Source organism: Streptomyces sp. NPDC026538 (genome assembly GCF_055567535.1).
This window is the reverse complement of sequence record NZ_JBVHQG010000022.1, coordinates 1-26376: the sequence shown is the minus strand read 5'-3', so window position 1 is coordinate 26376 and position 26376 is coordinate 1. Positions and strand designations below refer to the sequence as shown.

At 71.6% G+C, this 26376-nt stretch carries 22 protein-coding genes, 1 tRNA gene and 1 pseudogene; 20 read left to right on the top strand and 4 right to left on the bottom strand.

Annotation, left to right across the window (positions count from 1 at the left end; all coding sequences use genetic code 11):
* Positions 1 to 156 precede the first annotated feature (156 nt).
* A complete protein-coding gene (locus tag ACZ4N4_RS45170) occupies positions 157 to 708 on the bottom strand; it encodes an HdeD family acid-resistance protein (RefSeq protein ID WP_366893314.1) in 552 nt (183 codons plus the stop codon).
* A gap of 265 nt (positions 709 to 973) precedes the next feature.
* Here ACZ4N4_RS45170 and ACZ4N4_RS45165 point away from each other — a divergent pair, with 265 nt between their 5' ends.
* The 6 genes and pseudogenes from ACZ4N4_RS45165 to ACZ4N4_RS45140 form a co-directional block, all read left to right on the top strand.
* Positions 974 to 1474: a hypothetical protein gene (locus tag ACZ4N4_RS45165; protein ID WP_467600371.1), complete on the top strand. Its 501-nt coding sequence runs from the start codon at positions 974 to 976 to the stop codon at positions 1472 to 1474.
* Positions 1475 to 1825: 351 nt separating this feature from the next.
* Positions 1826 to 3019 carry a PucR family transcriptional regulator gene (locus ACZ4N4_RS45160; RefSeq protein ID WP_467600368.1) on the top strand — a complete coding sequence of 398 codons (1194 nt, stop codon included), beginning with the start codon at positions 1826 to 1828 and terminating at the stop codon, positions 3017 to 3019.
* Between the two features lie 265 nt (positions 3020 to 3284).
* Positions 3285 to 4130, top strand: a complete 846-nt coding sequence (locus ACZ4N4_RS45155) for an alpha/beta hydrolase (RefSeq protein ID WP_467600365.1) — start codon at positions 3285 to 3287, stop codon at positions 4128 to 4130.
* A gap of 102 nt (positions 4131 to 4232) precedes the next feature.
* A complete protein-coding gene (locus ACZ4N4_RS45150) occupies positions 4233 to 5966 on the top strand; it encodes a thiamine pyrophosphate-dependent enzyme (protein WP_467600362.1) in 1734 nt (577 codons plus the stop codon).
* 32 nt (positions 5967 to 5998) lie between these two features.
* Entirely contained in the window at positions 5999 to 7114 is a 1116-nt protein-coding gene (locus ACZ4N4_RS45145) for a catalase family protein (RefSeq protein ID WP_467600360.1), read from the top strand.
* A gap of 185 nt (positions 7115 to 7299) precedes the next feature.
* Positions 7300 to 7493, top strand: a pseudogene (locus ACZ4N4_RS45140) (tyrosine-type recombinase/integrase); the annotation flags it as partial.
* A 63-nt stretch (positions 7494 to 7556) separates the two neighbouring features.
* Here the strand turns inward: ACZ4N4_RS45140 and ACZ4N4_RS45135 are convergent.
* A tRNA-Arg gene (locus ACZ4N4_RS45135) sits at positions 7557 to 7632 on the bottom strand.
* Positions 7633 to 8181: 549 nt separating this feature from the next.
* Between ACZ4N4_RS45135 and ACZ4N4_RS45130 the strand changes: the two genes are divergently transcribed.
* The gene (locus ACZ4N4_RS45130) at positions 8182 to 9384 is read left to right on the top strand and encodes an IS701 family transposase (protein WP_467600357.1); all 1203 of its coding nucleotides are present in this window, start codon (positions 8182 to 8184) and stop codon (positions 9382 to 9384) included.
* A gap of 115 nt (positions 9385 to 9499) precedes the next feature.
* Here ACZ4N4_RS45130 and ACZ4N4_RS45125 read toward each other — a convergent pair whose 3' ends face one another.
* On the bottom strand, positions 9500 to 11485 hold the full coding sequence (locus tag ACZ4N4_RS45125) for a helix-turn-helix domain-containing protein (protein WP_467600354.1): 1986 nt from the start codon (positions 11483 to 11485) through the stop codon (positions 9500 to 9502).
* A gap of 282 nt (positions 11486 to 11767) precedes the next feature.
* On the opposite strand from ACZ4N4_RS45125, the gene ACZ4N4_RS45120 reads away from it, so the two are divergent.
* A complete protein-coding gene (locus tag ACZ4N4_RS45120) occupies positions 11768 to 12559 on the top strand; it encodes a methyltransferase domain-containing protein (protein ID WP_467600351.1) in 792 nt (263 codons plus the stop codon).
* On the opposite strand, the gene ACZ4N4_RS45115 is transcribed toward ACZ4N4_RS45120, so the two are convergent.
* The gene (locus tag ACZ4N4_RS45115; protein WP_467600348.1) at positions 12547 to 13662 is read right to left on the bottom strand and encodes a transaldolase family protein; all 1116 of its coding nucleotides are present in this window, start codon (positions 13660 to 13662) and stop codon (positions 12547 to 12549) included. The two genes, ACZ4N4_RS45120 and ACZ4N4_RS45115, sit on opposite strands and share 13 nt — an antisense overlap.
* Positions 13663 to 13955: 293 nt before the next feature.
* On the opposite strand from ACZ4N4_RS45115, the gene ACZ4N4_RS45110 reads away from it, so the two are divergent.
* From ACZ4N4_RS45110 to ACZ4N4_RS45055, 12 genes are all read left to right on the top strand, one after another.
* Positions 13956 to 14444: a cupin domain-containing protein gene (locus tag ACZ4N4_RS45110; protein ID WP_453565031.1), complete on the top strand. Its 489-nt coding sequence runs from the start codon at positions 13956 to 13958 to the stop codon at positions 14442 to 14444.
* A 95-nt stretch (positions 14445 to 14539) separates the two neighbouring features.
* Positions 14540 to 16213 carry an FAD-binding oxidoreductase gene (locus ACZ4N4_RS45105; protein ID WP_467600344.1) on the top strand — a complete coding sequence of 558 codons (1674 nt, stop codon included), beginning with the start codon at positions 14540 to 14542 and terminating at the stop codon, positions 16211 to 16213.
* A gap of 92 nt (positions 16214 to 16305) precedes the next feature.
* Positions 16306 to 17688: an MFS transporter gene (locus tag ACZ4N4_RS45100; RefSeq protein WP_453565026.1), complete on the top strand. Its 1383-nt coding sequence runs from the start codon at positions 16306 to 16308 to the stop codon at positions 17686 to 17688.
* A gap of 76 nt (positions 17689 to 17764) precedes the next feature.
* Positions 17765 to 18526 (top strand): SDR family NAD(P)-dependent oxidoreductase, encoded by a 762-nt coding sequence (locus ACZ4N4_RS45095; protein WP_453565024.1) that lies wholly within the window; start codon positions 17765 to 17767, stop codon positions 18524 to 18526.
* A gap of 256 nt (positions 18527 to 18782) precedes the next feature.
* Positions 18783 to 19949 (top strand): 3-deoxy-7-phosphoheptulonate synthase, encoded by a 1167-nt coding sequence (locus ACZ4N4_RS45090; protein WP_467600341.1) that lies wholly within the window; start codon positions 18783 to 18785, stop codon positions 19947 to 19949.
* A gap of 52 nt (positions 19950 to 20001) precedes the next feature.
* Positions 20002 to 20772, top strand: a complete 771-nt coding sequence (locus ACZ4N4_RS45085; protein ID WP_453565020.1) for a 2,3-dihydro-2,3-dihydroxybenzoate dehydrogenase — start codon at positions 20002 to 20004, stop codon at positions 20770 to 20772.
* Between the two features lie 52 nt (positions 20773 to 20824).
* The gene (locus ACZ4N4_RS45080) at positions 20825 to 21466 is read left to right on the top strand and encodes an isochorismatase family protein (RefSeq protein ID WP_453565585.1); all 642 of its coding nucleotides are present in this window, start codon (positions 20825 to 20827) and stop codon (positions 21464 to 21466) included.
* Entirely contained in the window at positions 21463 to 23364 is a 1902-nt protein-coding gene (locus ACZ4N4_RS45075; protein ID WP_467600338.1) for an anthranilate synthase family protein, read from the top strand. The genes ACZ4N4_RS45080 and ACZ4N4_RS45075 overlap by 4 nt, the downstream gene beginning before the upstream one ends.
* Complete coding sequence (locus tag ACZ4N4_RS45070) at positions 23352 to 23678, top strand: hypothetical protein (RefSeq protein WP_467600335.1); 327 nt, start codon at positions 23352 to 23354, stop codon at positions 23676 to 23678. Before ACZ4N4_RS45075 ends, ACZ4N4_RS45070 begins: the two co-directional genes overlap by 13 nt.
* A 40-nt stretch (positions 23679 to 23718) precedes the next feature.
* Complete coding sequence (gene aroA / locus ACZ4N4_RS45065) at positions 23719 to 25005, top strand: 3-phosphoshikimate 1-carboxyvinyltransferase (RefSeq protein WP_467600332.1); 1287 nt, start codon at positions 23719 to 23721, stop codon at positions 25003 to 25005.
* Positions 25002 to 26189, top strand: a complete 1188-nt coding sequence (locus tag ACZ4N4_RS45060; protein ID WP_467600329.1) for a 3-hydroxybenzoate 6-monooxygenase — start codon at positions 25002 to 25004, stop codon at positions 26187 to 26189. Before aroA ends, ACZ4N4_RS45060 begins: the two co-directional genes overlap by 4 nt.
* Positions 26186 to 26376: chorismate synthase (locus ACZ4N4_RS45055; RefSeq protein ID WP_467600326.1), on the top strand; the 191-nt coding region annotated here is incomplete at its 3' end. The genes ACZ4N4_RS45060 and ACZ4N4_RS45055, both read left to right, overlap by 4 nt.

Genomic DNA, 26376 nt, shown 5'->3' with positions numbered 1-26376 from the left:
ACGGCGGGGTGTTGGACACCTTGCGCGGTTCGTGCCCGGGGGCCGGCCGCTGATCAGTGCGGGTTCCAAGTCGCAGAACCCGCCGTGGCGCGACCGGTTCAGGACCGCGACCGAAGCCGGAGGCCGCGCGGAGGACTGCCCCCGCGGAGGATGGAGTCAGGCCGGTCGGGCGATGCCCCGGATCCGGCGTGCCAGGCCGAGCTGCATGGCGCCGAGCATGATCAGCCACAGCCCGGCCAGGAAGGACAGCGTCAGCAGCGACAGCCCCGGCCAGACCAGCAGCGTCAGGCCGGCCAGGACACCGAGCAGCCCGATGAAGACGTCCCATGCTCGTCCGGGCAGGCCGGGATGGTCGACCGCCGCGAACACGGCGGTGAAACCGTCCACGATCCAGTAGACGCCGAGCAGCAGCCCCAGCGCGAGCACCGTGATCAGAACGTGCCGGATCGCGTACAGCCCGAGCAGCAGGCTCACCACGCCGAGGACCGCGGTGAGGGTGCGGGCGGTACCGGTCTCCCCCAGGCTCGCCGATCCCACCAGCCGGAAGACCCCGGTGGCGATCAGCTGAGCACCGAGGACCACCGCGAGTACGACGAGGGTCGGACCGGGCCACGCCACGGATATGACGCCGATGACGATCGAGACCAGCCCGTAGAGCAGATGCCAGGTCCAGGAACCGCCCAGGCGGGCGACGGGGCTTTTGTTCATGCCGCGAAGCTATCGGCGCTCCCGTTGGGCGAACTCCCAAAACCCAGCCGGGTCTTCGTGCCCTCGCACAGGGCGGGAGAGCGTTCAATGGAGCGGACAGAACGCGCATGCGGAGGGGATCCTGTGCCGGTGTCCGTCACGCGCCGGACACCGGCCGCGGTCCCGGCGCGGCCCCGCGGGAAGTGGCCGCCGGGGTGCTGCCCGAGCGTCGCGGAAGCTGTCCCGAAAGACCTGTTCCAGTTGCCTACGCGGGGAGTGCGAGGACATGGCCGGTCCCGTTGACTGGGAAAGCTTCGCCGTGATGACCGGAGGCGCCAGCGGCGCCCTCACCGGCCTGTTGTTCGTCGCGGTGTCCCTCAACGCCAACCGGATCGCCAGACACCCGGTGCTGCGCGCGATCGCGGCGCAGACCCTCGTGCTGTTCCTTGCGCCGCTGGTCATGGCGACGATTCTGCTGGTGCCCCGCCAGGCCGACTGGGCCCTGGGCGCCGAGCTCATGACCGCCGGGCTGGCCGGGGGCCTGAGCCTGCTGGCCATCGGGCGGCGCAGGCGCGCTCCGGTCACCGCCGACAAGCGACTGACCGGCCTCTTCGACCGCCGTGACACCAGCATCGTCGTCATGCTGCTGTTCGTGGCCGGCGGAGTCGTCCTGGCGTCCGGCAGGCCCGCCGGGCTCTACCTGCTGCTGCCCGCCTCGCTCGTGGCGTTCGTCAGCGGGGTGCTGAGCGCATGGAACTTCCTGCTCCCGCCGCCGGACATGCTGTAGCGGTCTCGCGCCGACGGCCCGTGCCCGACGCGTGCCGACAGCACCGGCGCCGACGGTGACCACGACATCGGCCAGCCCGTCCACCGGTCGTCGTCGGCCAGCCCGTCCACTGGTCGTCGTCGGCCAGCCCGTCCCCCGGTCGTCTCGGCCGCCCCCGTCCACCGGTCGCGGTCGGCCACCCCGACGCACCGGCCGCACCGGGCATCCCTGTGCGCCGGCCGCCACCGGCTGTCCATGCGCCGGCTGCCCCCGGCTGCCCATGCGTGGGCTGCCCCGGCTGCCATGCGTGGGCTGCCTCCCCCGTGTACCGGCGAGAACCGGTCCGCACCGAGCATCTGGAAGGTGACAGCCATGTACGCCACGCCCCGGGCCGGCGTCGGGCCCGCGGCGGCCGGGCGGCTGCGCGGCGTACTCCACGACCTGGACAGCGAGGCGCTGGCACGGCAGTTGGCCCGCGATCTGAGCGACACCCCGGCCGGACGAATACCTGGCCATGGCTCCCAGGCGGGAGCCATGGAGGACATCATCCGCCGCAGCCTGGAACTGGTCAGGAACTGGCTGCTGAGCGGACAGGAGCCCGGCGGGGACGTGCTGTCGGACCTGTACGAGGCGGCGCGCGAGGCGGCGCGGCACGGCCTCGCCGCCGAGGACGCGATCCGTGCCTGCTGCGGCGCGGCGCGGGCGGTGCGGAGCAGCGTGACGGAGGCCGGCCTGCCCGAGGGCGGTGCCTGGCCGCCGCCTCACCTGGAGGTGCCGTGGGCGTTCCTCGACATCGCCCTGACGACCGTCACGCGGGCGTTCGCCGACCAGCGGGACCTGCCGTCCGCCGACGGCGACTCCCGGGCGGCGACGCTGTTCGCCCGGATCTGCGCCCGGTCGGCGACGACCATCGAGGACCTCGACCGGGCGGAGCGTCTGGGCTTCGAACTCGCCGGCCCCCACTGCCCGTTCGTCGCCGCGATCGACGGCGGCTCGGCCGCCGCGCACGCCGGCCTGGCGGCGCGTCTGCGGTCCGCGGGCGCACTCGCCTGCACACAGGGGCACCGCGTCGCCGGGCTGACCGGTCCGGGCTTCGACTGGGCGGGCTTCCTCGCCGACAGCACGCTGATCCTCGCCGCCGAGTCGGCCACCGGCGCCGCCGGGCTCGCGGAAGCGGTCGGCAACCTGCACGACCTGGTCACCCTGGCGGGCCGGGCCGGACGCCGGGGACGGATCCGCGCGGACGACTTCCTGACGGAGCTCATGCTCGCGAACTCCCCCCGGCTGGCCGAGGACATCGTGCGGCGGGTCCTCGGCCGGCTGGACGCCGAGGACCCCTCCGGGACGTTGTCGCAGACGCTGCGGTGCCTGGCCGCGCACGGCTTCAACCGGACCGCGGCAGCGGCAGCGCTCCCGGCCCACCGCAACACCCTGCTCTACCGCATCAACCGGATCGAGAAGCTGACCGGCCTCGACCTCGACCGTCACGCACACCGCGAACTGGCCCGGCTGGCCGTCGTCTGGAGAGACACGACAGGCGGCGACACCCTGGCCCGGCCCGAGTGAGAGTCGGCGGGGGCCGCCGGGTGCACCGACGGGGCCTGGTCTCGGAACAGACTCCGGTCGGCCGGTGTCGGACGAGGACGCGCCCCGGCACCGCTCGCGGTCGGCATCTTCGACTCCGCTGCCGTCAGGGGTTGTTGCCGTGCACAACAGCCGGTCGAATCCTTGGCACCGTGCACAGTGCGCGCGGTGCCACGCTGACGGCGGCAGTACAGAACCGGCTGGGCGTCCGCCCTGACGGCTGCCGTAGCGAGGGAGGGATGCGGGCATGGCTTCCGCACCGAACACGATCGTCCTGATCCACGGCCTGTGGATGACGCCGCTCGCCTGGGAGCACTGGGCGGCCCGGTACGAGGAGCGGGGCTTCACCGTCCTCACGCCCGGATACCCCGGGATCGAGCCGGGGGAGGCCGGGGTGGCGGCGCTCCGCGAGGACGCGTCGGCGATCGCCGGTGTCGGGGTGCGCGAGGTGCTGGATCATCTCACCGCCGTCATCGGGAAACTCGACTCCCCGCCGATCATCATGGGGCACTCGTTCGGCGGGACGTTCGCCCAGCTCCTGGTGGGTGCCGGGCTCGGGGCGGCCGGAGTGTCGATCGACGGCGCCGCGGTCAAGGGCGTGAACGCGATGCCGTTCTCGGAGCTCCGCTCGGTCCTGCCGGTCCTGAAGAACCCGGCGAACGCACACCGGGCCGTCCCCCTGACGGCCGAGCAGTTCCACTACGCCTTCACCAACACCCTGGACGAGGACGCCTCCCGGCGGGCCTACGACCGTTACGCCGTGCCGACCCCGGCCCGCATCCTCTTCCAGGGCGGCCTCGCGGCCGTCACCCCGCACGCGGCCACGACCTTCGACTTCGCCGACGGTGACCGGGCGCCGCTGCTGTTCGTCTCCGGCGGCAGCGACCACATCCTGCCCCCGGTCGTCCAGCGGCAGAACTACGAGAAGAACGCGAAGCACTCGACGGCGGTCACCGCCCACACCGTCTTCGACGGCCGCGACCACTTCACCTGCGGCGAGCCCGGCTGGGAGGCCGTCGCCGACTTCGCCCTCGACTGGGCACTGAGCCCGCGCGCCGGAGTCCTCGACGCCACGCCCGGCGAGACCCGCTGACCGGACCCGCATCCGGGTCGGGGTCCGAACCCGAACCCGAACCCGAACCCCACGAGAACGGCTGACACCGGCTGAGACCGGCTGAGAACGGAGACACCCGCCATGTCGAAAACGGTGGCCGACGGCCTGTGGGAGATGCTGGTCAGCGCGGGCGTACGGCGCTGCTACGGCATAGTCGGCGACGCACTGAACCCGGTGGTCGACGCGATGCGCCGCAACGGCCAGGTCGACTTCGTGCACGTGCGCAACGAGGAGTTCGGCGTCTTCGCCGCGGTCGCGGAGGCGAAACTGACGGGGCATCCGGTAGCCGTGTGCGGGACGGCAGGCCCAGGAGTGGCACACCTGATCAACGGCATGCTGGACGCCTTGAAGGAGAAGGTGCCCGTCATCGTCCTGGCCGGCGACACCGAAACCGGACTGATGGACAGCGAGACCGTCGAGGAGCTGAATCCGTACCGGTTCTTCGCGTCCGCGGCGGTGTACGTGGGCCGGCTGGTCAACCCCGGCCAGCTCCGCACCGTCGTGACCTCCGCGGTGACGGCCGCGGTGACACGGGGCGGCCCCGCGGTCGTCGCACTGCCCGGTGACGTCGCGGCGGCGCACGCGCCGAAGGACCGCTACGAGATCCGGCTGCCCCGACCGGTACGCGCGCCGGCCGGAGCGGAGGACCTCGCCGCCATGGCCGAGCTGATCAACGAGGCGGGCACGGTGGCGGTCTTCGGCGGCCAGGGCTGCGCCGGGGCGCACGCGGAGGTGACGGCGCTGGCCGGAAAGCTGGGCGCACCGGTCGGCTACTCCCTCAAGGGCAAGCAGTTCCTCGAACACGACAACGCGAACGCGGTCGGGATGACCGGTCTCCTCGGCTACGGCGGCTGCCACCACGCGCTCCAGCACGCGGACGTGCTGCTGATGCTCGGCACCGACTTCCCGTTCAGCAGCTTCCTGCCGCACGGCGGGACCAGGATCATCCAGGTGGACCACGACCCGGAACGGCTCGGCCGGCGCGTACCGGTGGACCTGGCCGTCACCGGCGACGTACGGGCCACCGTGGCCGCGCTGCTGCCACTGGTCGAGCCGAAGTCCGACGGCGGGTTCCTCGCCCGCTGTGTGGAGGAGACCGAGCGGTTCCACCGCAGGATGCGGCACTACGCGGAGAAGGGCCCGCGGATCAGGCCGATCAGGCCGGAGTACCTCGCCACGGTCCTCAGCGACCTCGCCGCCGACGACGCGCTGTTCTTCGCCGACACCGGCACCCCCGTCATCTGGGCGGCCCGGCACATCAGGTACGGGCCGAAGCGGCGGCTGTTCGGATCGTTCTCGTGGGCGTCGATGGCCACCGCCTCGCCCGGCGCGTTCGGGGCACAACTGGCCTTCCCCGGACGGCAGACGATCGCCCTGTGCGGCGACGGCGGGTTCACCATGCTCGCACTCGGCGACCTGCTCACGGAGGTACAGCGCCGACTGCCCGTCGTCCACATCGTGCTGAACAACAGCGGCCTGGACTTCGTCAAGATCGAGCAACAGGAAGCCGGTTTCGTCCCGTTCGGGACCGACTTCGCCAACCCGGACTTCGCCGCCGTCGCCGAGGCCATGGGTGCCAAGGGCATCCGCATCGAAGACCCCGGTGACGTGGCGGACGGCCTCGCGTCCGCGTTGGCCCACACCGGCGGCCCGGTCGTCGTCGACATCCTCGTCGACCCCTACGCCCTCGCCGTCCCCGCCCACGTCCCCGCTGGCACAGCCGCCGGATTCACACTCAGCGCGGCACGGCAGATCCTCGCCGGCCGCCTCGACGACGTCATCGACACCGCCACGCACAACGCCCGGATCGTCTGAACGGCCGCACCGCCGACGGAGGAAGACACACCATGACAGACACCCATGACTCCCCGCCGGACGCACCGGACGCACCGGACGCACCGGACGCACCGGACGCACCGGACGCACCGGACGCACGGGATGCACGGGACGCACCGGACGCGACGCCCGGCGGCTGGCGCGAGATCTATCACGGCGGCTCGCCGGAGGCCGAAGAGGCCCACTTCCGCGACCTGGCGGACGTCGTCGTCGGCGTCCAGCGAACGAACAAACAAAAGTCCGGCTCACAGGTCTCCCGCCGCACGTTCCACGCCAAGATCGTCGTCGGAGTGGACAACGCCGAACTCGCCTTCCGGACCGATCTGCCCTCCGACCTCTGGGCCGGAGACTTCACCGCCGGAGCCCGGCTGCCGGCCATCGTCCGGCTGTCCAACGCCAGCGGCACCGTCCGGCCCGACGGCAGCCCCGACCTCCGCGGCGCGGCACTGAAGCTGACCCTCCCCGGTGGCGGCGAACACGACCTCCTCATGACCAGCTACCCGGTCTCCCACGCCCGCGACGCCACCCAGTTCGTGGAGATCGCCAGGATCGGCGCCGGTCCCAAACTCCTGGTCCTGCCGCGGATGCTGGCCAAGTTGGGCCCTTCGGAGACCACCCGCGTCCTCCGCAATCTCAGGCAGGCCAACCGTCCGTCGCCCGGCCTGGCCCTGGAGTCCTACTGGAGTCGCGGAGCGATCCTGTGGGGCGACACAGGCCCCGTCAGGTTCCGCCTCAGCCCACTCGGCCCAATTGACGGTTCCGCCCAGACGCCCGCCCCGATGCCGGACTCGGCCGACGGTCTCCAGACCGACTTCGCCGCCCGGCTGAGCGACGCGTCGGTCCGGTTCGCCCTGCACATCCAGAAGTACGTCAGCGAGAGGCTGACACCGATCGAGGACGGGGCAGTCGAATGGAAGGAAAGCGACTCGCCCTGGCTCGCCGTGGCCACCCTGACGATTCCCGCCCAGAACACCCTCGACCCGAACGGCCGGGCCACCCGCGAGCGCGTCGACACCCTCGCCTTCAACCCCTGGCACGCCCCGGCGGAGTTCCGCCCCCTCGGCAACCTCAACCGCGCCCGCCGCACGGTCTACGCGGCCAGCGCCAGGGAGTGGCACGCCCGGTAGCGGACGCGCCGAGTCCCGACCCGCCCTCCTCCACACGCTGGTCGACGGCATGGGGCGGCCCGGATCACCCATGGGGGGCCGGCCCGGATCACCCAGGGGGGGCCGGCCCGGCCCGCGTGACCGTGGGCCGGTCTATGCGGTGATCGACTCATGGCTACCGGCCCTATCCACATGTGGGCGCGCGCCGGCACGGTACCGCCCCCTCCTCACCGCGGCCGGGGTCACGCCCCGCGTTGTGATGGAGATCCTGGGCCACTCCCAGATCAGCATCACGATGGACGTGTATACCCACGTCGTACAGGACACGCAGCGCGAAGCCATGAGCCACATGGACCGGCTGCTCAGGAGGCGCCCGGTCGTCAATGACCGCCTCCGTTGATGTCAAAACTGGATGTCAAAGGCCCCTCACTTCCGGATATCCGGAAGTGAGGGGCCTTTGACATGGTGCCCCCGGCAGGATTCGAACCTGCGACACCCGCTTTAGGAGAGCGGTGCTCTATCCCCTGAGCTACGAAGGCGGGGCCTTGCGTGAAGCGTGGCTGAATACTCTGAGTGCGTACTCGCCTGCGCTCCGGCAAGGATGCGGACCGCCGCTGAGGGCGGTCCCTGACAGGTTAGCGGATCAGACCGGGGTGGTGGGGCCGAGGCTGGTGCCTCGGTCTGGTTTCATGATCGTCGGGTCTCTTCGTCGTCGTTACTGAGGTCTGTGGCTTCCGGTGCCGAAGGCGACCGCGCGGCGGTGCCACAGGGAGCGGCCGAACCGGCACTCGTTGGCCGCGATCGCGCCCGAAGCATCCGAAGCGTCTGCGACCCCCGTGCGCGTCGCGCAAAGCGACCGCACCACGCATCCCGTGACGCAGTCACCTCGCGGCCGCGGCCGCAGTCATCTCGCAGTCGCAGTCGCAGTCGCAGTCGCAGTCGCAGTCGCAGTCGCGCCGGGCGGAAGCCTCCGGGGGGTGGCCCGGCAACCGTCGTCGCGTGCAGGTGTGTGCCCGGTGCACCTCCCGTCGCCGGATGGGAGCGGCCAATGTTGAGGCACAGCCAAGAAGTTGGCGAATGGGGGAAACGTGAACGCAAAAGTCCTTTCCAGCTGCCGAATACGGGAAGACGCCCACGACGTCACCGGTCCGGATGACGAGTTCAGCGCCGCGATCTTCGCGTCGCTGCGCCGCAGCGACCAGCGGCTGCGGGCGCGGCACTATCTGCGTGGGCTGCTGGCGGCGAAGGGACGCAAGTCGATCCGGAACATCGCCACGCTCGCCGGCGGGGCCGCGGCCGAGCAGAGCCTGCACCACTTCATCAGTGGTTCCACCTGGGACTGGTCGCCCATACGCGAGGCTCTCGCCGGCCATGTCACGCGCGCGCTGACACCACCGGCCTGGGTCGTACGGCCGCTGTTCATTCCGAAGACGGGTGAGCACTCGGTGGGGGTGGAGCGGCAGTTCGCCCCGGAGTACGGGCAGGTGCTCAACGGTCAGCTGGCCTTCGGGGCCTGGGCCGCGACCGAGGGGATCAGTGTCCCCGTCCAGTGGCGGCTGCATCTTCCCGAGTCCTGGCTCGAAGACGCGCGCAGGCGTCGTAAGGCGGAGATCCCCGACAGTGCCCGCCCGGAGACTCCGGACGAGTGCGCCACCGCCACGGCGCTGACTCTGCCGCACGGATGGGGAGCGCCGCGGCGTCCCGTCGTGCTGGACGCCCCCCTCACGAGCCTCGGCGGGGTCGTCCGGTCCTTCGCCGAGGCTCAGGTCCCCCTGCTCGCCCGGGTGGAAGGGGGCACCCGGCTGATCGTGGCGGACCGCGCGATGCCCGGGTACCGGGCGGGAGCGATCCCGGCCCGCCACATCATGCAATCCGTGCAGGGGCTGCGTCGCCGGCTGGACACCCCCGGGGGCGCGGTGCGGCGCACCACGCTCGCGGCGGCGGTCCGGGTACGGCTCACCCGCCCGGGCTTCGGGGGCGAGCTGTTGCTGATCGGAGAGTGGCACGAACGGGGGAAGACGCCGACGGCCCTGTGGCTCGCGGCCCCGGCGACGGCACCGGTCGGTGATCTCGTGCGGTTGACGTGGCTCGCGCAGCGGGTCGCCCGGGACGAGAAGCAGATCGGCGAGCGGGTGGGCGTGCGGGACTTCGAGGGGCGCTCGTTCCGGGGCTGGCACCGCCACATGACCCTGGCCTCCGTCGCCCACGCCGTGGTGGCGGGGGCGGCGGGGGCGGCGGGGGTGGCCGAGTCGGACGAGCCGCGTCTCAGCGTGCTGCGGCCCTCCGCTTGACCCCTGTGCGCCGGCGCCCCTCCGCTTCACCTGCATGCACGTGCGCCCCTCCGTCCGACCCCGTGCGCGTGCGCCCCTCCGCCCGCCCCCCGTGCGCCTGCCCCCCGCTTGCCCCCTACGCCCCCGCGCCCTGCGGAGGCTGATCCCCGGTGGCCCCTGCCGCGTCGGAGGCCGAGTGCCGGTGCTGCAGGGTGCGCCGGGTGTGGTGCAGCCGGAGGGCGAGCTGGATCTCCAGGGCGCGGTCGGGGTCCTGCCAGTCGGTTCCGAGGAGTTCGGTGATGCGCTCCAGCCGCCTGGACACGGTGTTGGGGTGGACGTGCAGGCTCGCTGCCGCGCGCGTCGGGCTCGAAGAGGCGGCGAAGTAGGCGTCGAGCGTCCGGGTCAGCTCGGTGAAGCGCTGGGTGTCGTAGTCCAGCACGGTGCCGATCACGGACTCGACGTACTCGCCGATGTCGTGGGTCTCTGAGAGCAGGACACCGAGGAAGCCCATCTGCTGCGGGGTGGCGAGACCACCCAGGTTGCCCAGCTCGGTGAGCGCCTCCAGGCAGCTGAGCGCCTCGCGGTGGGCCTGTGCCACCCGGGCCGGGCCCGAGACCGGACCGGCCGCCCCGACCGTGACGGGGTGCCCGACGAGCGGCGTGAGCTCCTCGGAGACCGCGGTGGCCGCGGCGAGCGGGTCATCGCCGGGGACCAGCAGAGTCACACAGCCGTCACGGAGCCTCATGAGCCCGGACACGCGATGGGCGTACGACGACGCCCACGCGCCGGCCCGGCCCTGTGGACCTCCCTCGGGCCGGGCCACCACCATCACATGCGGTTCGTCGATGGCGATGCCGAGCCGGCGGGCCCTCGGGACCAGTTGGCGCGGCTGCGGCCGGATGTCGCTGAGGAGTTCCTCCAGCAGCTCGTCACGGATCTGGTCGTGGGCCACCGTCGAGGTGCGCTGCAGCAACAGGATGAGAGCGACCGCCCGCGCGGTGAGCTGGAGCAACCGCACTCCGAAGCCGTCCGTGAGTGGTTCGTCGGGGACCAGCACGATGGCGCCGAGGTTCTCGCCGCCGGCGGTGACCGGCGCGACCCAGCCGCCCTCGGACATGGGCACCGGGCAGCCGGCGGCGTGGGCGTCGTAGGTCCACCTGAGCAGGTCTTCCTCGGCGAGTTCGGGCGGCGTGCCGGTCATGACGACCACGCGCCCGACGCAGTCCCTGACGACCAGTGACCCCGACAGTTCCCTGACCGCCGCCTCGGCGAGGGTCTGCGGATCGCAGCCGCTGAGCACCAGGTCGATCAACCGGATGTAGGCGGCCTCGACGCGGCGCTGCACGTCGAGACTGCTCCGCGCACGGGAGGTGTCCAGTTCCAGCTCGGTCACCTCGGCACGGGTCTCCTCCAGCAGCCGCGCGCGTTCGATGACGACGCCGGCGAGCTGACCGAGCGAGCGCATGAGGCTGATCTCGTCCGGTGTGAAGTGCCGTATCTTCCGGTCGGCGCCGTAGAGGGTGCCGAAGACCGTGGTGCCGTAGCCGAGCGGGACCGCCAGGATGGCGTGCAGGCCCTCGGCCCGTACGACGCCATCGATGTCGGGGGCGTGTGGAATGTCCCTGTCGGCCAGGTAGTCGGGGGACCAGGCGGGTGCCCCGGTCTGCTGGACGAGGCCGCCGAGGCCGGAGTTCTCCGAGGTCTTCAGGCCCACGCTGCGTGAGGTGGTCTCGCCCTCCGCCGCGCGGATGAAGGAGGGCCGGCCCTCGTCGCCCGCGTCGCGCAGTCCGACGTAAGCCATGTCGAGGTTCAGCAGCCGGCGTGCCCGCCGCGTGATCTCACGCAGGAGCGCGTCCATACCCTGCACCAGGGTGAGGTCGTGGGCGGTGTCGACGAGCGCGGCGAGCCCGGCCTCCCGCTGCTGTGCGTGGCCGACCAGGGCCCGCACGCGTGAGGCCAGGCGGACGGCCCGGTCGAGCTGTGCGAGGGTGTCCTCGGACGCCTCCTCGCGCCGGGCGGCGCCCAGCAGTTCCTCGAACCGCGCGGCCGGCGCCCCCTCGGCGAGCAGTTCCAGCACGGACATCACATCCGGCGAGGCGGCCGACATCAGTCCCCCCGTCATCAGTCCCCCCGTCATCATTCCCCCTGTGATCAGGCACGTTGACCCTTTGCGAGCCTATGGTTGGGGACCTGTGGCTGCAACCGCCGACTTCGTACAGTCGTATGAACGTTCCCTCGGGTGGTGGCCGGGCCACCCCTCTCCCCGGTGGGTTGTGTGACCGGATCACCTGTCGCCCGTCCGGGACGGCACGGCAGGATCGACTCTGACCCGTGACCGCGGGGACACGAGCGGTGACGGGGTACGCCGAAGACGGCGTCGACACAGAGAGGGAATGCCGGGGGGATGTCCGAGATCAAGAGTTATCTACGATCGCTCGAGCGCAGCCGCGACTCCATGCGGCCGGAACACCGGCCCGGGGTCTTCTCGCTGCGCGGAAGGGAGTGGGACCTGCTCGACACGGTCTTCGCCCCTCTGCACGCGGGTACCACCGAGATCGTGCTGGACCTGCTCGGCCTCTCGGATCCCGAGGGGGACCCCTGGCGCGGAGCGTTCCTGGAGATCGGCTGCGGCACCGGAGTCGTCGCCGTGACCGCCGCCCTCGCGGGCTGCGAGCGGGTCGTCGCCTCCGACATCAACGCCGACGCGGTGGCGAACGCGGCGCTCAACGCGCGGCGGCACGGAGTCGCCGACCGGGTCCAGGCCGTGTGCAGTGATCTCTTCGAAGCCCTGCCCGCCGGGCAGCGGTACGACACCATCGTCTGGAGTTCGCCGTACGTCCGCGCACCCGAGGACTACCGCTTCGCGGCTCCCCTCGAACGCGCCTATGTGGATCCCGGATACGAGACACACCGCAGGTATGTGGACGAGGTGCCGAGCCGGCTGACCAGGGACGGCCGGGCCCTGCTGCACTTCAGCAGCAGAGGGGACATGGACGGGCTGCGCCGGATCGCCGTGGAGACGGGGCGGCGGCTGCGGGTGCTCAGGAAGCTCACCCTCATCGACCGGGGAGACGTGGTCGAGCACTTCCTGGTGGAGATCCGTTCCGGCGAGGAGCCGGCGGAGGCGTGCGACGGCGCCGGGCACCGGGGCGGACTGCGCGCCCGGCCTGCCGAAACGGTGGCTCAGCCCGCCTGAACCACCGTCAGGAGCCGGTCCCACGCGGTGCGTTCCGAGGCGGTCGCCGCGGCTTCCAGGTCGCGTGCGACCGAGTCGAGGGCGACACCGGCCCCGCCGAGCGCCTCCATCACCCGGCAGGCCGCGCCGTGTTCACCGGAGAGGGTGTCGCCGTGGAACCCCTTGTGGCGGTCCAGTGCCTCGAGCGCCGGGCGGGGCAGGGCGTGCAAGGTCATCCAGGCGATGAGCCGTTCGACCCGGTCCAGCGCGGCCCGCGGCGATTCCGGCGTGTTCTCCGAGGTCCAGAGCAGGCGTTGGGGGCGGGCGCCGTCGGCCACCAGTGAGCGCCAGTGCGGACAGCCGAGGCTCTCCTCGTAGCGGCGGTAGACGAGCCGCGCGGTGGCCATCCCGGCCTGCCCGCGCAGCGCGGCGGCGCCGGGGTCCGCCGAGCCGTCGAGCAGGGCGTCGACGCCGGCGTCGAGACGGTCGATGTCCAGGGAGACGAGCGAGGCGACGGCGGACGCGGCGTGACCGCCGGCCGTGGCGCGCTCCAGGCCGCGGAAGTAGGCGTCAACCGCCTGGGCGTACCGCTGCACGGTGTACACCGCGGTGACGTGCACACCGACCCCGTGGGCGAGCACGTCACCGGCGGCGGCAAGTCCCCGGCCCGCGACGGGAATCCGGATCAGTACGTTGGGGCGGTCGACCATCTCCGCGAGCCGCCTGGAGTGGTCGGCCATGGCGTCGGCGTCCGCGGCCAGCCGGGGCACGATGCCGAGGGAGACCCAGCCGTGCACGCCCTTCGTCGCCCGGAACACCGGCTCCAGCGCGGTGCAGGCCGCACGCGCGTCCTCGGCGAGGATCGCGTAGACGCGTTTCTCGGCCGAGGCGGCCGTGCCCGAGAGCCGGTTCAGCTGGTCTTCGTAGGCGGTGGTGTCCGACATGGCGCGCGCGACGGCCGCGGGCCGGGAGATGACACCGCCCACCAGCCCGTCGGCCACCAGTCTCTCCAGGCTGCCGTCGGTCAGCCGGCCACGGTGGTAGTCGTCCAGCCAGAGACCGACCCCCTCCGCCGTGAGCTGGTCCAGGACGCCACTGCGTCTCGAGCGCGGCCGTGTGATCAATGACTGCCTCCGCTCCAGCAGCCGAACGAGTCGTAAAGGGTGGCCGTCATTCTAGGGCCTGGAATTGAGATTTCGTACATGCGGATATAACGGCTGAGTCACCGCATGATCACGTCGTGGAAACCTGACAAAGTATGCGGCGCGAAGTTGCATATCCGCTCGTCATGTGTACCCGAAGGCCGGGCGGCGACACCTGACAAACTAAGCCCGTGTGCGTTGCAGGCGGCGATGGCTTCGTGTGAGGCTCCCGGAGAAATGGTGAGCGAGTAAATGCAGCGTTCTCTGGAGGGACCTTGACCGCAGGGCTCGACGGACGGTCGCCGGTGGTTCGCCGGGACGGCGAGGGGATTTCCCGGCTCTGGGGGAAGGGATCGGTGGTCACCACGAAACTCTCCGCCGAGGAGACCGGTGGCGCCTTGGGGGTCACGCACTTCAGCGCGGTACGGGGAGAGCGCGCGCCGCGCCACACCCACACGCTCGAGGACGAGATCTTCATCATCGAGGGAGGGGAGGTCCGCCTCACGGTCGCGGACCGCACCGAAACGGTCAACGGCGCCGGCGTGCTGTTCCTTCCGCGTGGCATACCGCATTCCTACCTGGTGGAGAGCGAAACCGCCCGTTTCTATGTCGTGACCACGCCCGGTGGATTCGAGAGGTTCTTCTCGGAGGCCGGCTATCCGGACCGGCCTGGTAATTCGGCACCGGTCGGCGATGCGTGGTCGGTCGACCGCACCGTGGAATTCGCGGAGAACCTCCGGCTCGGCATCACCTGGGGAAAATGACCGCTCGTGCGTACCGGAATCAGGCGGATGCCGAAAAGCCTGCATCCCGGAATCCTCAAAAACTTGCACCGATACAGAGAGAGAACGCGAGTTCCATGAAGAGACGAAGTGTCCTGGCCGGCACGGCCGCCGCGATAGCCGCCACGACCCTGGAGGCCGGCCCCGTCGCGACGGCCGCCACCGCCGCCGCCACGGCCACCTCCACCGGCTCCGGCTCCGACGCCGTCACCGTCCTTCCGGGCGATCCCCGCTATGCCGATCTCGTCGTCGGCAACAACTCCCGCTGGGTCGCCCGGCCCGATTCCGTCCGGCTGGTGCGGACCACCGGGCAGGTGGTGCGGGCCGTTCAGGAAGCCGTGGACGCGGGCAAGCGGATCTCGGTGCGCAGCGGCGGCCACTGCTACGCGGACTTCGTCTACCACCCCGAGGTCCGGGTGGTCATCGACACCTCCCTCCTCGACACCGTCGCCTACGACGAGAAACTCAAGGCCTTCGAGGTGGGCGCGGGAGCGACGCTGCTCCATGTGTACGACTCCCTCTTCAAGGGCTGGGGCGTCACCATCCCCGGCGGCATGTGCTACTCGGTGGGGGCGGGCGGTCACATCAGCGGCGGCGGCTACGGCATGCTGTCCCGGCGGCACGGCCTGACCGTCGACCACCTGTACGCGGTCGAGGTCGTCGTCGTGGACGCGAACGGCAGGGCTCGCAGCGTGGTGGCCACGCGCGAGGCCGCCGACCCCAACCGCGACCTGTGGTGGGCGCACACCGGCGGTGGCGGCGGCAACTTCGGGGTCATCACCCGGTACTGGTTCCGCAGCCCCGGTGCCACCGGCGCCGACCCCTCGGCGCTGCTGCCCGCGCCCCCGAAGGAAGTTCTCGTCAGCGCGCTCGCGCTGCCCTGGAGCGAGCTGGACAAGGACGCCTTCACGTCGCTGGTGCAGAAGTTCGGCGCCTGGCACGAGAAGAACGGCTCCGCCGACTCCGCCGCGGCCTCGCTGTGCAGCTTCCTGATGATGAACCACCAGGCGAACGGCAGCATCGGACTGCTCACCCAGATCGACGCCACCGTCCCCGACGCGGAGAAGGTGCTCGACGACTTCCTCACCGAGGTGACCTCCTCGCTGTCCGACGCGGCGGTACGCCCGATGTCCGAGCCGGTCGGTGAACTGGGCGCCCTGCCCGACCTGTTCACGCCGCAGCGACTTCCGTGGCTGCACTCGGTCAAACTGCTGGGCACCAGCAACCCGACCCTGACCAATCCGACGCTGCGCGGCCACCACAAGTCCGCCTACCTGCGCAAGAACGTCACCACGGCGCAGGCCACGGCGATGTACCGGCACCTGACGCGCACCGACCAGGAGAACCCCTCCTCCATGGTCGTCCTCCTCTCGTACGGCGGGAAGATCAACACCGTGGGCTCCGGCGAGACCGTGTCGGCGCAGCGGGACTCGATCTTCAAGGGGCTGTTCCAGAGCTTCTGGTCGAGTGCCGACGACGACGCCGCGAACATCGGCTGGGTGCGTGACGTGTACGGCGAGGTCTTCTCGGCCACCGGAGGCTATCCGGTGCCCGGCGCGGCGGCGGACGGCTGCTACATCAACTATCCGGACGCCGACATCACCGACACGAAGGTCAACACCACCGGCGTGCCCTGGTACACGCTCTATTACAAGGCCAACTATCCGCGGCTGCAGCAGATCAAGGCCGCGTACGACCCCCGGAACACCTTCCGGCACTCGCAGTCCATCACCCTTCCCGACCACACGTGAGGCGAGCCGTGCAGCAGCATGACGTCACCGCGGCGGAGCGGACGAAGCCGGCCTCAGCGGCTCCCGGAGCGGCCCGCGACAGGAGAAGCGGCATGGCCTTCGCCCTGCTGGCGTCGGTCCAGTTCGTGCTCATCCTCGCCATGAGCGTGCTCAACGTCGTACTACCCGACATCCAGCGCGAATTCGGGCTCGACCGGGCCGAACTCGCCCTGCTGTCGGCCTCCTACGGCATGTCGTTCAGCGGTCTGCTGCTGCTGGGCGGCCGGCTGTCCGACCTGTACGGAAACCGGCGGGTGTTCCTCCTCGGCACCGGCGTGTTCGGTGTGAGCTCGGTGCTGGCGGGGGTGTCCCCGGGGCTGTGGACGCTGCTGGTGGCGCGCTTCGCCCAGGGGGTGGGCGCCGCACTGGCCGTACCCGCCGCGATGGCGCTGGTGAGCGTCCTGCACCCCGAACCCGCGAGGCATGCCCGGGCCATGGCGGTCTGGGGCGGGCTCGCGGCCTCCGGCGGGACCGCCGGGATGCTGCTGTCCGGGGTGGTGGCCTCCTCGGACTCCTGGCGCTGGGCGTTCGTCGTGCCCGCCGCGGTGGCGGCGGTGACCCTCGTCGCCGCCCCGCGCCTGATCCCCGAGGGCGCCGCCGGCCGGTCCGGCCGGCTGGACGTCCTCGGGGCGGTCCTGGTCACCACCGGGATCGCCCTGCTCAGCTACGGCCTGGTGGAGGCGCCGGAGCGCGGCTGGACCTCCCCGGTGGCGCTCTCCACCCTGATCGCCGGCGGGGCGCTGCTGCTGGGGTTCGTCATCACCGAGGCACGGGTGCCGCAGCCGCTGCTGCCGCTGTCCTTCCCCGCCTCCCCGCGCAGGGCGACGGCGCTGCTGGCGGTGTTCCTGGGCGCCGCCGGGATCACCACGATCTTCTTCATGCTCGCGCTGTACTTCCAGGAGGTCCGGGGCTATTCCGCGCTGGAGACGTCCGCGGCCTTCCTGCCCTTCGGTCTGACCCTGGTCGTCAGCGGCCTGTGCGTGGGCAGGCTGGTGCAGCGGTTCGGCGCGCGTGTGGTCCTGGTCGCGGGACTGCTGCTCGCCGGACTGGGGCTGGCGGCGCTGGGCCTGATCGGCACGGACACCCCGTACGTGGGCGCCGTCCTGGCCGGGCTGGTGCTCTTTCCCGCCGGCGTGGCTCTGGTCTTCGCCGGATCCACCGTCACCGCGACCACCGACGTCCCGCGGGATCAGGCCGGTCTCGCCGGCGCCGTGGTCAACACCGCGCTGGAGGCCGGGCCGGCCATCGGTCTCGCCGTCCTGGTGACCCTGGCCACCGGACGCACCACCGACCTGGTGCACACCGGGACGAGTACGGCGTCCGCCCTGACCTCCGGCTACGGCTTCGCCTTCACCGTCGCGGCCGTGGCCTTCGCCGCCGCCGCGGTGTGCGCGCTCGTCCTGCTGCGCCCCGGCCCGGCCCGGGACGGCGGCTGACGGACCGCCCGGCCCCTACGCCGCTCGGGCACCCTGAATTCCCATCCATCACGACATGTACCGAGGAGCACCCCCCATGACCGCCCGTTTCAAGGACAAGGTCGTCATCGTCACCGGGGCCGGATCCGGCATCGGCCGGGCCAGTGCCAGGGCCTTCGCCCGCGAGGGCGCCACCGTGGTGGCCGCCGGATCGCGGCCGGAACCCATCGAGGAGACCGTGCGACTCGTCGAGGAGGACGGCGGCGCGGCCGACGCCCTCGTCGCCGACGTCACCCGGCCCGAGGACATGGAGCGCCTGGTGCGTACCACCGTGGAGCGGCACGGCGGCCTGCACATCGCCCACAACAACGCCGGCGTCTTCGGCAAGCCCACCCCGGTCGGCGACCTGGACCTGGCCGTGTGGCGGTCCGTGCTGGACGTCAACCTGAACGGCGTCCTGATCGGCATGCAGCAGGAGATCGCGCACATGCGGGCGAACGGCGGCGGTGTCATCGTCAACACCGCGTCCAACATCGGCTACCACGGGCGCCGCCCCGGCATGGCCGCCTACGCCGCGTCCAAGGCCGCGGTGAGCACCCTCACCCGGGTCGCCGCCCTGGACCACATCAAGGACAACGTGCGCATCAACGCGGTGAGCCCCGGCGCCACGGACACCGGCATGTCGCTGCGTCCCGGGGAGAGCGACGCCGATCGCGCCGCCCGGCTGGCCACGACGGTTCCGATCGCCCGCGTCGCGACGACGGACGAGATCGTGGCCGCGGTGCTGTGGCTGGCGTCCGACGAGTCGAGCTTCGTCGTCGGCCACGACCTCGTCGTCGACGGCGGCGTGACCAGCTGACCCCCCTCACCTGATCGACGGAGTCCCGGCCGCGTGGCCACGCGGCCGGGACTCCGTGCTTTCCGGAACTCCCCGTGCCGGTGCCCGGCCGTATGAATTCGCCCCGACCTGCGGATGAATTGACGCTGCCTCGCCGGAACCTGACGAAGTAACGATTCCCCCCTTCACGGTGATTCCGTAATTCTGCAGAATCGGTGAAAGCAACTCACGAGTTCAGCCGAAGAAATCCTTCTTCATCTCCATGAGAGGAACCGAGGTGGACAGCGAGCTCGCTTACATCGAATCGCTCCCCGCTCTCCAGCAGCCCGATTGGCGGGGTCATCCCGAGACGGAGCGGGCGAGGCGGGAACTGAGCGCGCTGCCGCCGCTCGTCGAGGCCGCGGAGGTGACCCGGCTGCACGACCACCTCGGGACGGTCGCCCAAGGGCACGCCCAGGTCATCCAGGCCGGTGACTGCGCCGAGGACTGGGCGGAGAACGGCCGCGTGGACATCGCCCGCAAGGCGGCGGTGCTCGACGTCCTGGCGGGTGTCATGCGCGTCAACGCGGGCCGGCCGGTGGTGCGCGTGGGCCGGCTCGCCGGCCAGTACGCCAAGCCGCGCTCCCGGCCCACCGAAACGGTCCAGGGTGTCGAACTGCCCGTGTACCGCGGGCACATGGTGAACGATCCGAACCCCGACCCGGTGCTGCGCCGGCCCGACCCCCGGCGTCTGCTGACCGGCCACCGGGCCGCGCGCGAGGTCATGGAGCACCTCGGCCGGTCCGGCGGCGCCGGGCGCGCGCAGGCCCCCGTGTGGACCAGCCACGAGGCCCTCCTCCTCGACTACGAACTGCCCATGCTGCGTCGTCAGGACGACGGCGGCCTGCTGCTCACCTCGACGCACTGGCCGTGGATCGGCGAGCGCACCCGGCAGGTGGACGGCGCCCACGTGGCGCTCCTGGCGGCCGTGCGCAACCCGGTGGCCTGCAAGGTGGGACCGAGCATGACGCCGGAGGAACTGCTGCGCCTGTGCGAGCGACTGGACCCCGACCGGGTCCCCGGGAGGCTGACGCTCATCGCGCGGATGGGCGCCGGCACGGCACCCCGCAAGCTCCCCGCCCTGGTCGCCGCCGTACGCGGCGCCGGGCACCCGGTGATCTGGCTGTCCGACCCGATGCACGGCAACACCGAGTCCGGACCCGACGGTCTGAAGACGCGTTTCGTGAAGACCGTCATACGCGAGGTCGAGGAATTCCAGGAGTCCGTGACGGCGGCCGGTGGAATTGCAGGCGGCCTGCACCTGGAAACCACCCCCGACCATGTCACGGAATGCGTTGCCGATCGCACGTTTCTGGATTCGGTCGGAGACAAGTACACGAGCTTCTGCGACCCGCGCCTCAACCCCCGCCAGGCCGTTGAGGTCGCCTCGGCCTGGCGCCGCTGAGAAGCTTCTGAGAAGTCGCCGAAAAGTCGCTGAGTGAGGAGACCTGTTCGCTATGCCAGAAAAGATAGCCCTGGTCACGGGAGCCGCGGGCGGAATAGGTGAGGCCGTCGTCCGCACCCTGGGGGAACGCGGGGCCTCGGTGGCCGCCGTGGACAAGGACGCCGACCGGCTGAGCGAGGTGACCGGGAAACTGGCCGCCGACGGACTGCGGGTACGGGCGTTCCCCGCCGACGTCACCACGAGCGCCGCGGCCGATCGTCTGGTCGCGGACGTCGAGGACGCCCTGGGACCGCTGGACCACCTGGTCAACGGGGCGGGCGTACTGCGCCTGGCGAAGGCCCGGGACCTCACCGACGCGGACTGGGCCGCGACGTTCGCCGTCAACACCACCGGCGTGTTCTACATGTCGCGCGCGGCGGTCGACCGCATGGTCCGGCGGCGCTCCGGGGCCGTCGTCACCATCGCCTCCAACGCGGCGGGAACGGCACGCGTGGACATGGCCGCGTACGCGGCGTCCAAGGCCGCGGCGACCATGTTCACCAAGTGCCTCGGCCTGGAGGTCGCCCAGTACGGCATCCGGTGCAACGTGGTCGCCCCCGGCTCGACCGAGACCCCGATGCTCACGTCCATGTGGCAGGACGACCACGGGCGCACCGCCACCCTCGAAGGGTCACTCGACGCCTACCGGGTCGGCATACCGCTCGGCAAGCTGGCCCGCCCCTCGGACGTGGCCGAAGCGGTGGCGTTCCTCCTCTCGGACCAGGCCTCGCACATCACGATGCACGACCTCACCGTCGACGGCGGCGCGAGCCTCGGCGTCTGACGACCCAAGCGATACGAGGAAGACCATGCCAGGGACACCGTCCATGAAAACCGTGCCGGGGATACCCCCCATCCAGCCCTACCCGATGCCCCGGGCCGGCGACCTGCCCGTCAACACCGCTGCGTGGCAGGCCGATCCGGACCGCGCGGTCCTGCTCGTCCACGACATGCAGCGGTACTTCCTGCGGCAGTTCAGCGGGGACGAGGCGCCCGCTGCCGACCTCGTGCGGAACGCGACCCGGCTCCGCGCACAGGCGGTCGCCTCCGGCATGCCCGTCGCGTACACCGCGCAGCCGGGCGGCATGACCGACGAACAGCGCGGACTGCTCAAGGACTTCTGGGGGCCGGGCATGCGCGTCGACCCCGCCGACCGGGAGGTCGTCGAGCCGCTCGCCCCCGGCCCCGACGACTGGCTGCTCGCCAAGTGGCGCTACAGCGCGTTCTTCCGGTCCGACCTGCTGGACCGGATGCGCGCCCACGGCCGCGACCAGCTGATCCTCTGCGGTGTGTACGCGCACATCGGGGTGCTGTCCACCGCGGTGGAGGCCTTCACCAACGACATCGAGACGTTTCTGGTGGCCGACGCCGTCGCCGACTTCACCGAGGCGTACCACCGGCTGGCCCTCGACTACGCCGCCGAGCGCTGCGCCCTGGTCACCACCACCACGTCCGTGATCGAGGAGCTCGGCCGATGAACGAGGAGAACCCCGGTATGGCACCCGATCCGCTCGACCGGATCCTCGGGCCGCGGCCGCCCGCCTTCGCGCTGCTGCACCGCCCCGAAGCCGGCGGCCCGGACACCCTGGAGATCCTCACGGGTACGGCGTCGACGGTGGACGCCGTGGCCCGGATCCCCCTCGAGGCACCCGATCCCGACGCCGGGGCGCGCCAGGAGGTCCTGGCGCTGATCCCCTACCGCCAGGTCGCCGAGCGCGGCTACGTCTGCGCCGACGACGGTGAACCGCTGATCACGATCACCGTGGAGGAGCAGACCTCCGTCACGGTGGGCGACGCCCTGCGGCGGCTGCCGGGTGAGCCGGTCGTGCTCGAGGGCGGCGCCTTCGACCTGGACGACGACGAATACGCCGGCATCGTCCGCAAGGTGATCGCGGACGAGATCGGCACGGGTGAGGGAGCGAACTTCGTCATCAAGCGGTCGTTCGTGGCCGACATCACCGGTTACACGGTGCGCAGTGCCCTGGCGTTCTTCCGGCGGCTGCTGGAGCGGGAGCAGGGGGCGTACTGGACGTTCGTGGTGCACACCGGCGACCGCACCTTCGTCGGCGCCTCCCCCGAGCGGCACGTGAGCCTGCGGGCCGGCCGGGCCGTGATGAACCCGATCAGCGGCACCTACCGCTATCCGCCCTCCGGCCCCACCCTGCCCGGGGTGATGGACTTCCTCGCCGACCGCAAGGAGGCCGACGAGCTGTACATGGTCGTCGACGAGGAACTCAAGATGATGGCGCGGATCTGCGACCCCGCTCCCCGGGTCGTGGGGCCGTACCTGAAGGAGATGGCGCGGCTCGCGCACACCGAGTACTTCATCGAGGGCGCCAGCGACCACGATCCCCGCACGATCCTGCGGGAGACCCTGTTCGCACCGACGGTGACGGGCAGTCCGCTGGAGAGCGCCTGCCGGGTGATCAACCGGTACGAGCCCCGCGGGCGCGGCTACTACAGCGGCGTGGCCGCCCTGATCGGGCAGGACGAGCGGGGACGGCGCACGCTCGACTCCTCGATCCTCATCCGCACCGCCGACATCGACGGCGCGGGCCGGCTGAGCATCGGCGTCGGCGCCACCCTGGTACGGCACTCCGACCCGGACTCGGAGGTCGACGAGACCCGGGCCAAGGCGGCCGGTCTCCTCGCCGCGCTGGGCGCCGAAGGCACCGGGCGCCTTGCCGAACACCCGCGCGTACGCCAGGCCCTCGCGCAGCGCAACGACTCGATCGCCGGGTTCTGGACCGGCGAACACGCCCAGCTGACCGGCCGGAGGTCCGAACTGGCCGACCGCCGGGTCCTCGTGGTGGACGCGGAGGACACCTTCACGTCCATGATCGGCCACCAGCTGCGGGCCATGGGGCTGCGGCCGACGGTCCGGCGCTTCGACGAGCCGTACTCCTTCGACGACCACGAACTCGTCGTCATGGGTCCGGGCCCCGGTGATCCGCGTGCCACCCGGCACCCCAAGATCGCGCAACTGCGATCCGCGATCCGCACGCTGCTGGACCAGCGCCGGCCCTTCGTAGCCGTATGCCTGAGCCATCAGGTGCTCAGCACCCTGCTCGGCCTGGAGCTGGTGCGCCGGCCGGTACCCAACCAGGGGGTCCAGCGGGAGATCGACCTGTTCGGAGCACGGGAACGGGTCGGTTTCTACAACACGTTCGCCGCCCGTGGCACGCAGAACGAGTTCGACGTCCCCGGCGTGGGGACCGTCGAGGCGAGCCGGGACGAGGACACCGGAGAGGTGCACGCGCTGCGCGGGCCGGGTTTCGCCTCCATGCAGTTCCACGCCGAGTCCGTGCTCACGCAGGACGGCCTCCGCATCGTCGGTGACGCGCTGGAAGGGGCACTGCGCCTATGCGCGTCGTGATCGCCTGGTGGGACCTCGACGGGTCCGGGCCGACCTCGCTCCGGGACTTCCTGCGCGACGAGGCCGTGGACCGGTTCTCCCGGGTACCGGGACTGCGTCTGAAGGTGTGGATCTCGGACGAGCGCACCAACCGGTGGGGCGCCGTCTTCCTGTGGGAGTCGGCACAGGCCGCGGCCGCGCCCGTTCCGGCCCGGGCCGCCGAACTCATCGGCCGCCCGCCCACCGAGAGGCACGTCTTCGACGTCGAGGCCACCACGGAGGGCGCCTACGACACCGCCGAACTGGCCCGTCTGGGCCTCGCCTTCACCGGCTGAGCCCGGACCCGCCCATGTGCCATGTGCTGGAGGACAGTCCATGACGGACACGACCGCGCACCCCACCGCGCGAACGGCCCGTATCCCCGGATCCAAGAGCATCACCAACCGCGCCCTGCTGCTGGCCGCCGCCGCGACGGGCACCTCCCGGCTGCGCCACCCGCTCGTCAGCGCCGACACCGTCGCCTTCCGTACGGCGCTGACGGCCCTCGGGTTCCGGGTCGGGGCGGCGGAGCACGACGAGATCTGGGAAGTGACCGGCACGGGGCGCGGCCCCACCGGCAAGGCCGACATCTGGTGCGAGGACGCCGGAACCGCGGCCCGTTTCCTGCCGCCCTTCGCGGCCGCCGGCCAGGGCCGGTTCGTCTTCGACGGCAGCGCTCAGCTCAGGGCCCGCCCGCTGCGCCCGCTGGCCGGCGCGCTGGCCGCGCTGGGCGCCACGGTGACGACCGGTCCGGGCGGCGGACTGCCCATGACGCTGGAGACCGACGGGCTCGACGGCGGCGCGGTCGCCGTGGACTCCACACTGAGCAGCCAGTTCCTGTCCGGGCTGCTGATGGCGGCTCCCCTGATGCGCACACCGGTGACCTTCACGGTCGGCGGCCTGGTCAGCCGCCCGTACCTCGCCCTGACCCTGGCCCTGATGCGCCGGTTCGGGGCGCAGGTCACCGAACGGCCCGGCGATGTCATCGAAGTCCGGCCCGGCGGCTACGGCGCCGTCGACCTCGCCGTCGAACCGGATGCCTCCACCGCTTCCTACGTCTTCGCGGCCGCCGCGGTCACCGGCGTCACCGTCACCGTGCCCGGCCTTGGCCGCGGCAGCCTCCAGGGCGACCTGCGCTTCGTCGACGTGCTGCGCCGGCTCGGGGCGCGGGTCGAGGTCACGGAGGCGGCCACCAGTGTCACGGGCCGGGGCAGGCTGCGCGGCGGCTTCTCGGTCGACATGGGGGAGATCTCCGACACCTTCATGACCCTGGCGGCCGTCGCGCCGCTCGCCGACGCGCCCATCACGATCCGCGGCATCGCCCACGCCCGGCTCAAGGAGTCGGACCGCCTGGCCGCCGTCGCGCAGAACCTGCGCGCCCTCGGCGTGGACACCGACGAGGGCCACGACTGGATCACCGTCCACCCCGGCACCCCCGCCGGCGCCCGCATCGCCTGCCGTCGCGACCACCGCATCGGCATGGCCTTCTCCGTCCTCGGACTCCGTGTCCCCGGCATCACGCTCGACGACCCGGCCTGCGTCGGAAAGACCTTTCCCGGGTTCCACGAGGAACTGCGGCGGCTCTTTCCACCGGCTTCCCCACAGCGACAAGGATCACGATGAAGGTACTCATTGCCGGGGGCGGTATCGGCGGCCTCGCGGCGGCACTGAGCATCGCGCGCCACGGCCACCTGGCCGTCGTGCTGGAACGAAGGGACACCTTCGGCGAACTGGGTGCGGGCATCCAGCTGGGCCCGAACGCCTTCCACGCCCTGGACTGCCTGGGCGTCGGCGCCGAGATCCGCCAACGCGCGGTGCACATCGACGAGTTGAGGTTCATGGACGGAACCACCGGAGAGCGGGTCGCGAGCATGCCGCTCACCGGCGCGTACCGCACCCGCTTCGGCAATCCGTACGCCGTCGTGCACCGCGGCGACCTCTACCAGACGCTCCTCGACGGCTGCGTCGCGCAGCGGAACATCACCCTGCACACCAACTCCTCCGTGACCTCGTACGAACAGGACCCGGACAGCGTCACGGCGATCACGGACACCGGGCGCCGCTTCACCGGCGAGGCGCTCATCGGCGCCGACGGCATCCGGTCCGCCGTGCGCGGCCGGCTTGTCGGCGACGGCGCGCCGCGCGTGTCCGGCCACACGATCTACCGGTCCGTCATCCCCATGGAGCGGGTTCCGCGGGAACTGCGCTGGAACACCGTCACCTTGTGGGCCGGGCCCAAGTGGCACTTCGTCCACTACCCCATCGGCAGCGGGAAGTTCCTCAACCTGGCGGCCACCCGCGACGACGGCGCACAGGACGTCGTGGCCGGCAGGCCCGCCGAGCGGACGCACGTCCTGTCCGAGTTCCCCGACCTGAGCGACACCGCCCGGCAACTGCTGGAACTGGGGACCGACTGGAAGGAGTGGGTGCTGTGCGACCGCGACCCGGTCGAGCGCTGGACGGACGGCCGCGTCGCCCTCCTGGGCGATGCCGCGCACCCCATGCTCCAGTACGCGGCCCAGGGCGCCTGCATGGCACTTGAGGACGCCGTCGTCATCGGCGAACTGCTCGCGGGGGCCGCCGGAGACGTCCCACAGCGCCTGGAGAAGTACAACGCCGAGCGGTACGAGCGCGCCGCCAGGGTGCAGCAGGTGGCCCGTGCCATGGGCGAGCAGCTCTACCACCCGGCCAAAGACGCCGCGGCCGCCCGCAACACGATGCTCTCCTCCTTCACGGCCGGCGAACTGCACGACCAGGTCGAGTGGCTGCACGGGGCTCGCGTCGGCGGGACGGGAGGACACCGTTGAGCAGGCTGCGCTGGCTGACCGCGGGGGAGTCCCACGGCCCGGCACTCGTGGCGACGATCGAGGGCCTTCCGGCGGGCGTGCCGATCACCACGGAGATGGTCGCGGATCACTTGGCGCGGCGGCGGCTCGGTTATGGACGCGGTGCGCGCATGAAGTTCGAGCAGGACCAGGTCACGTTCCTGGGTGG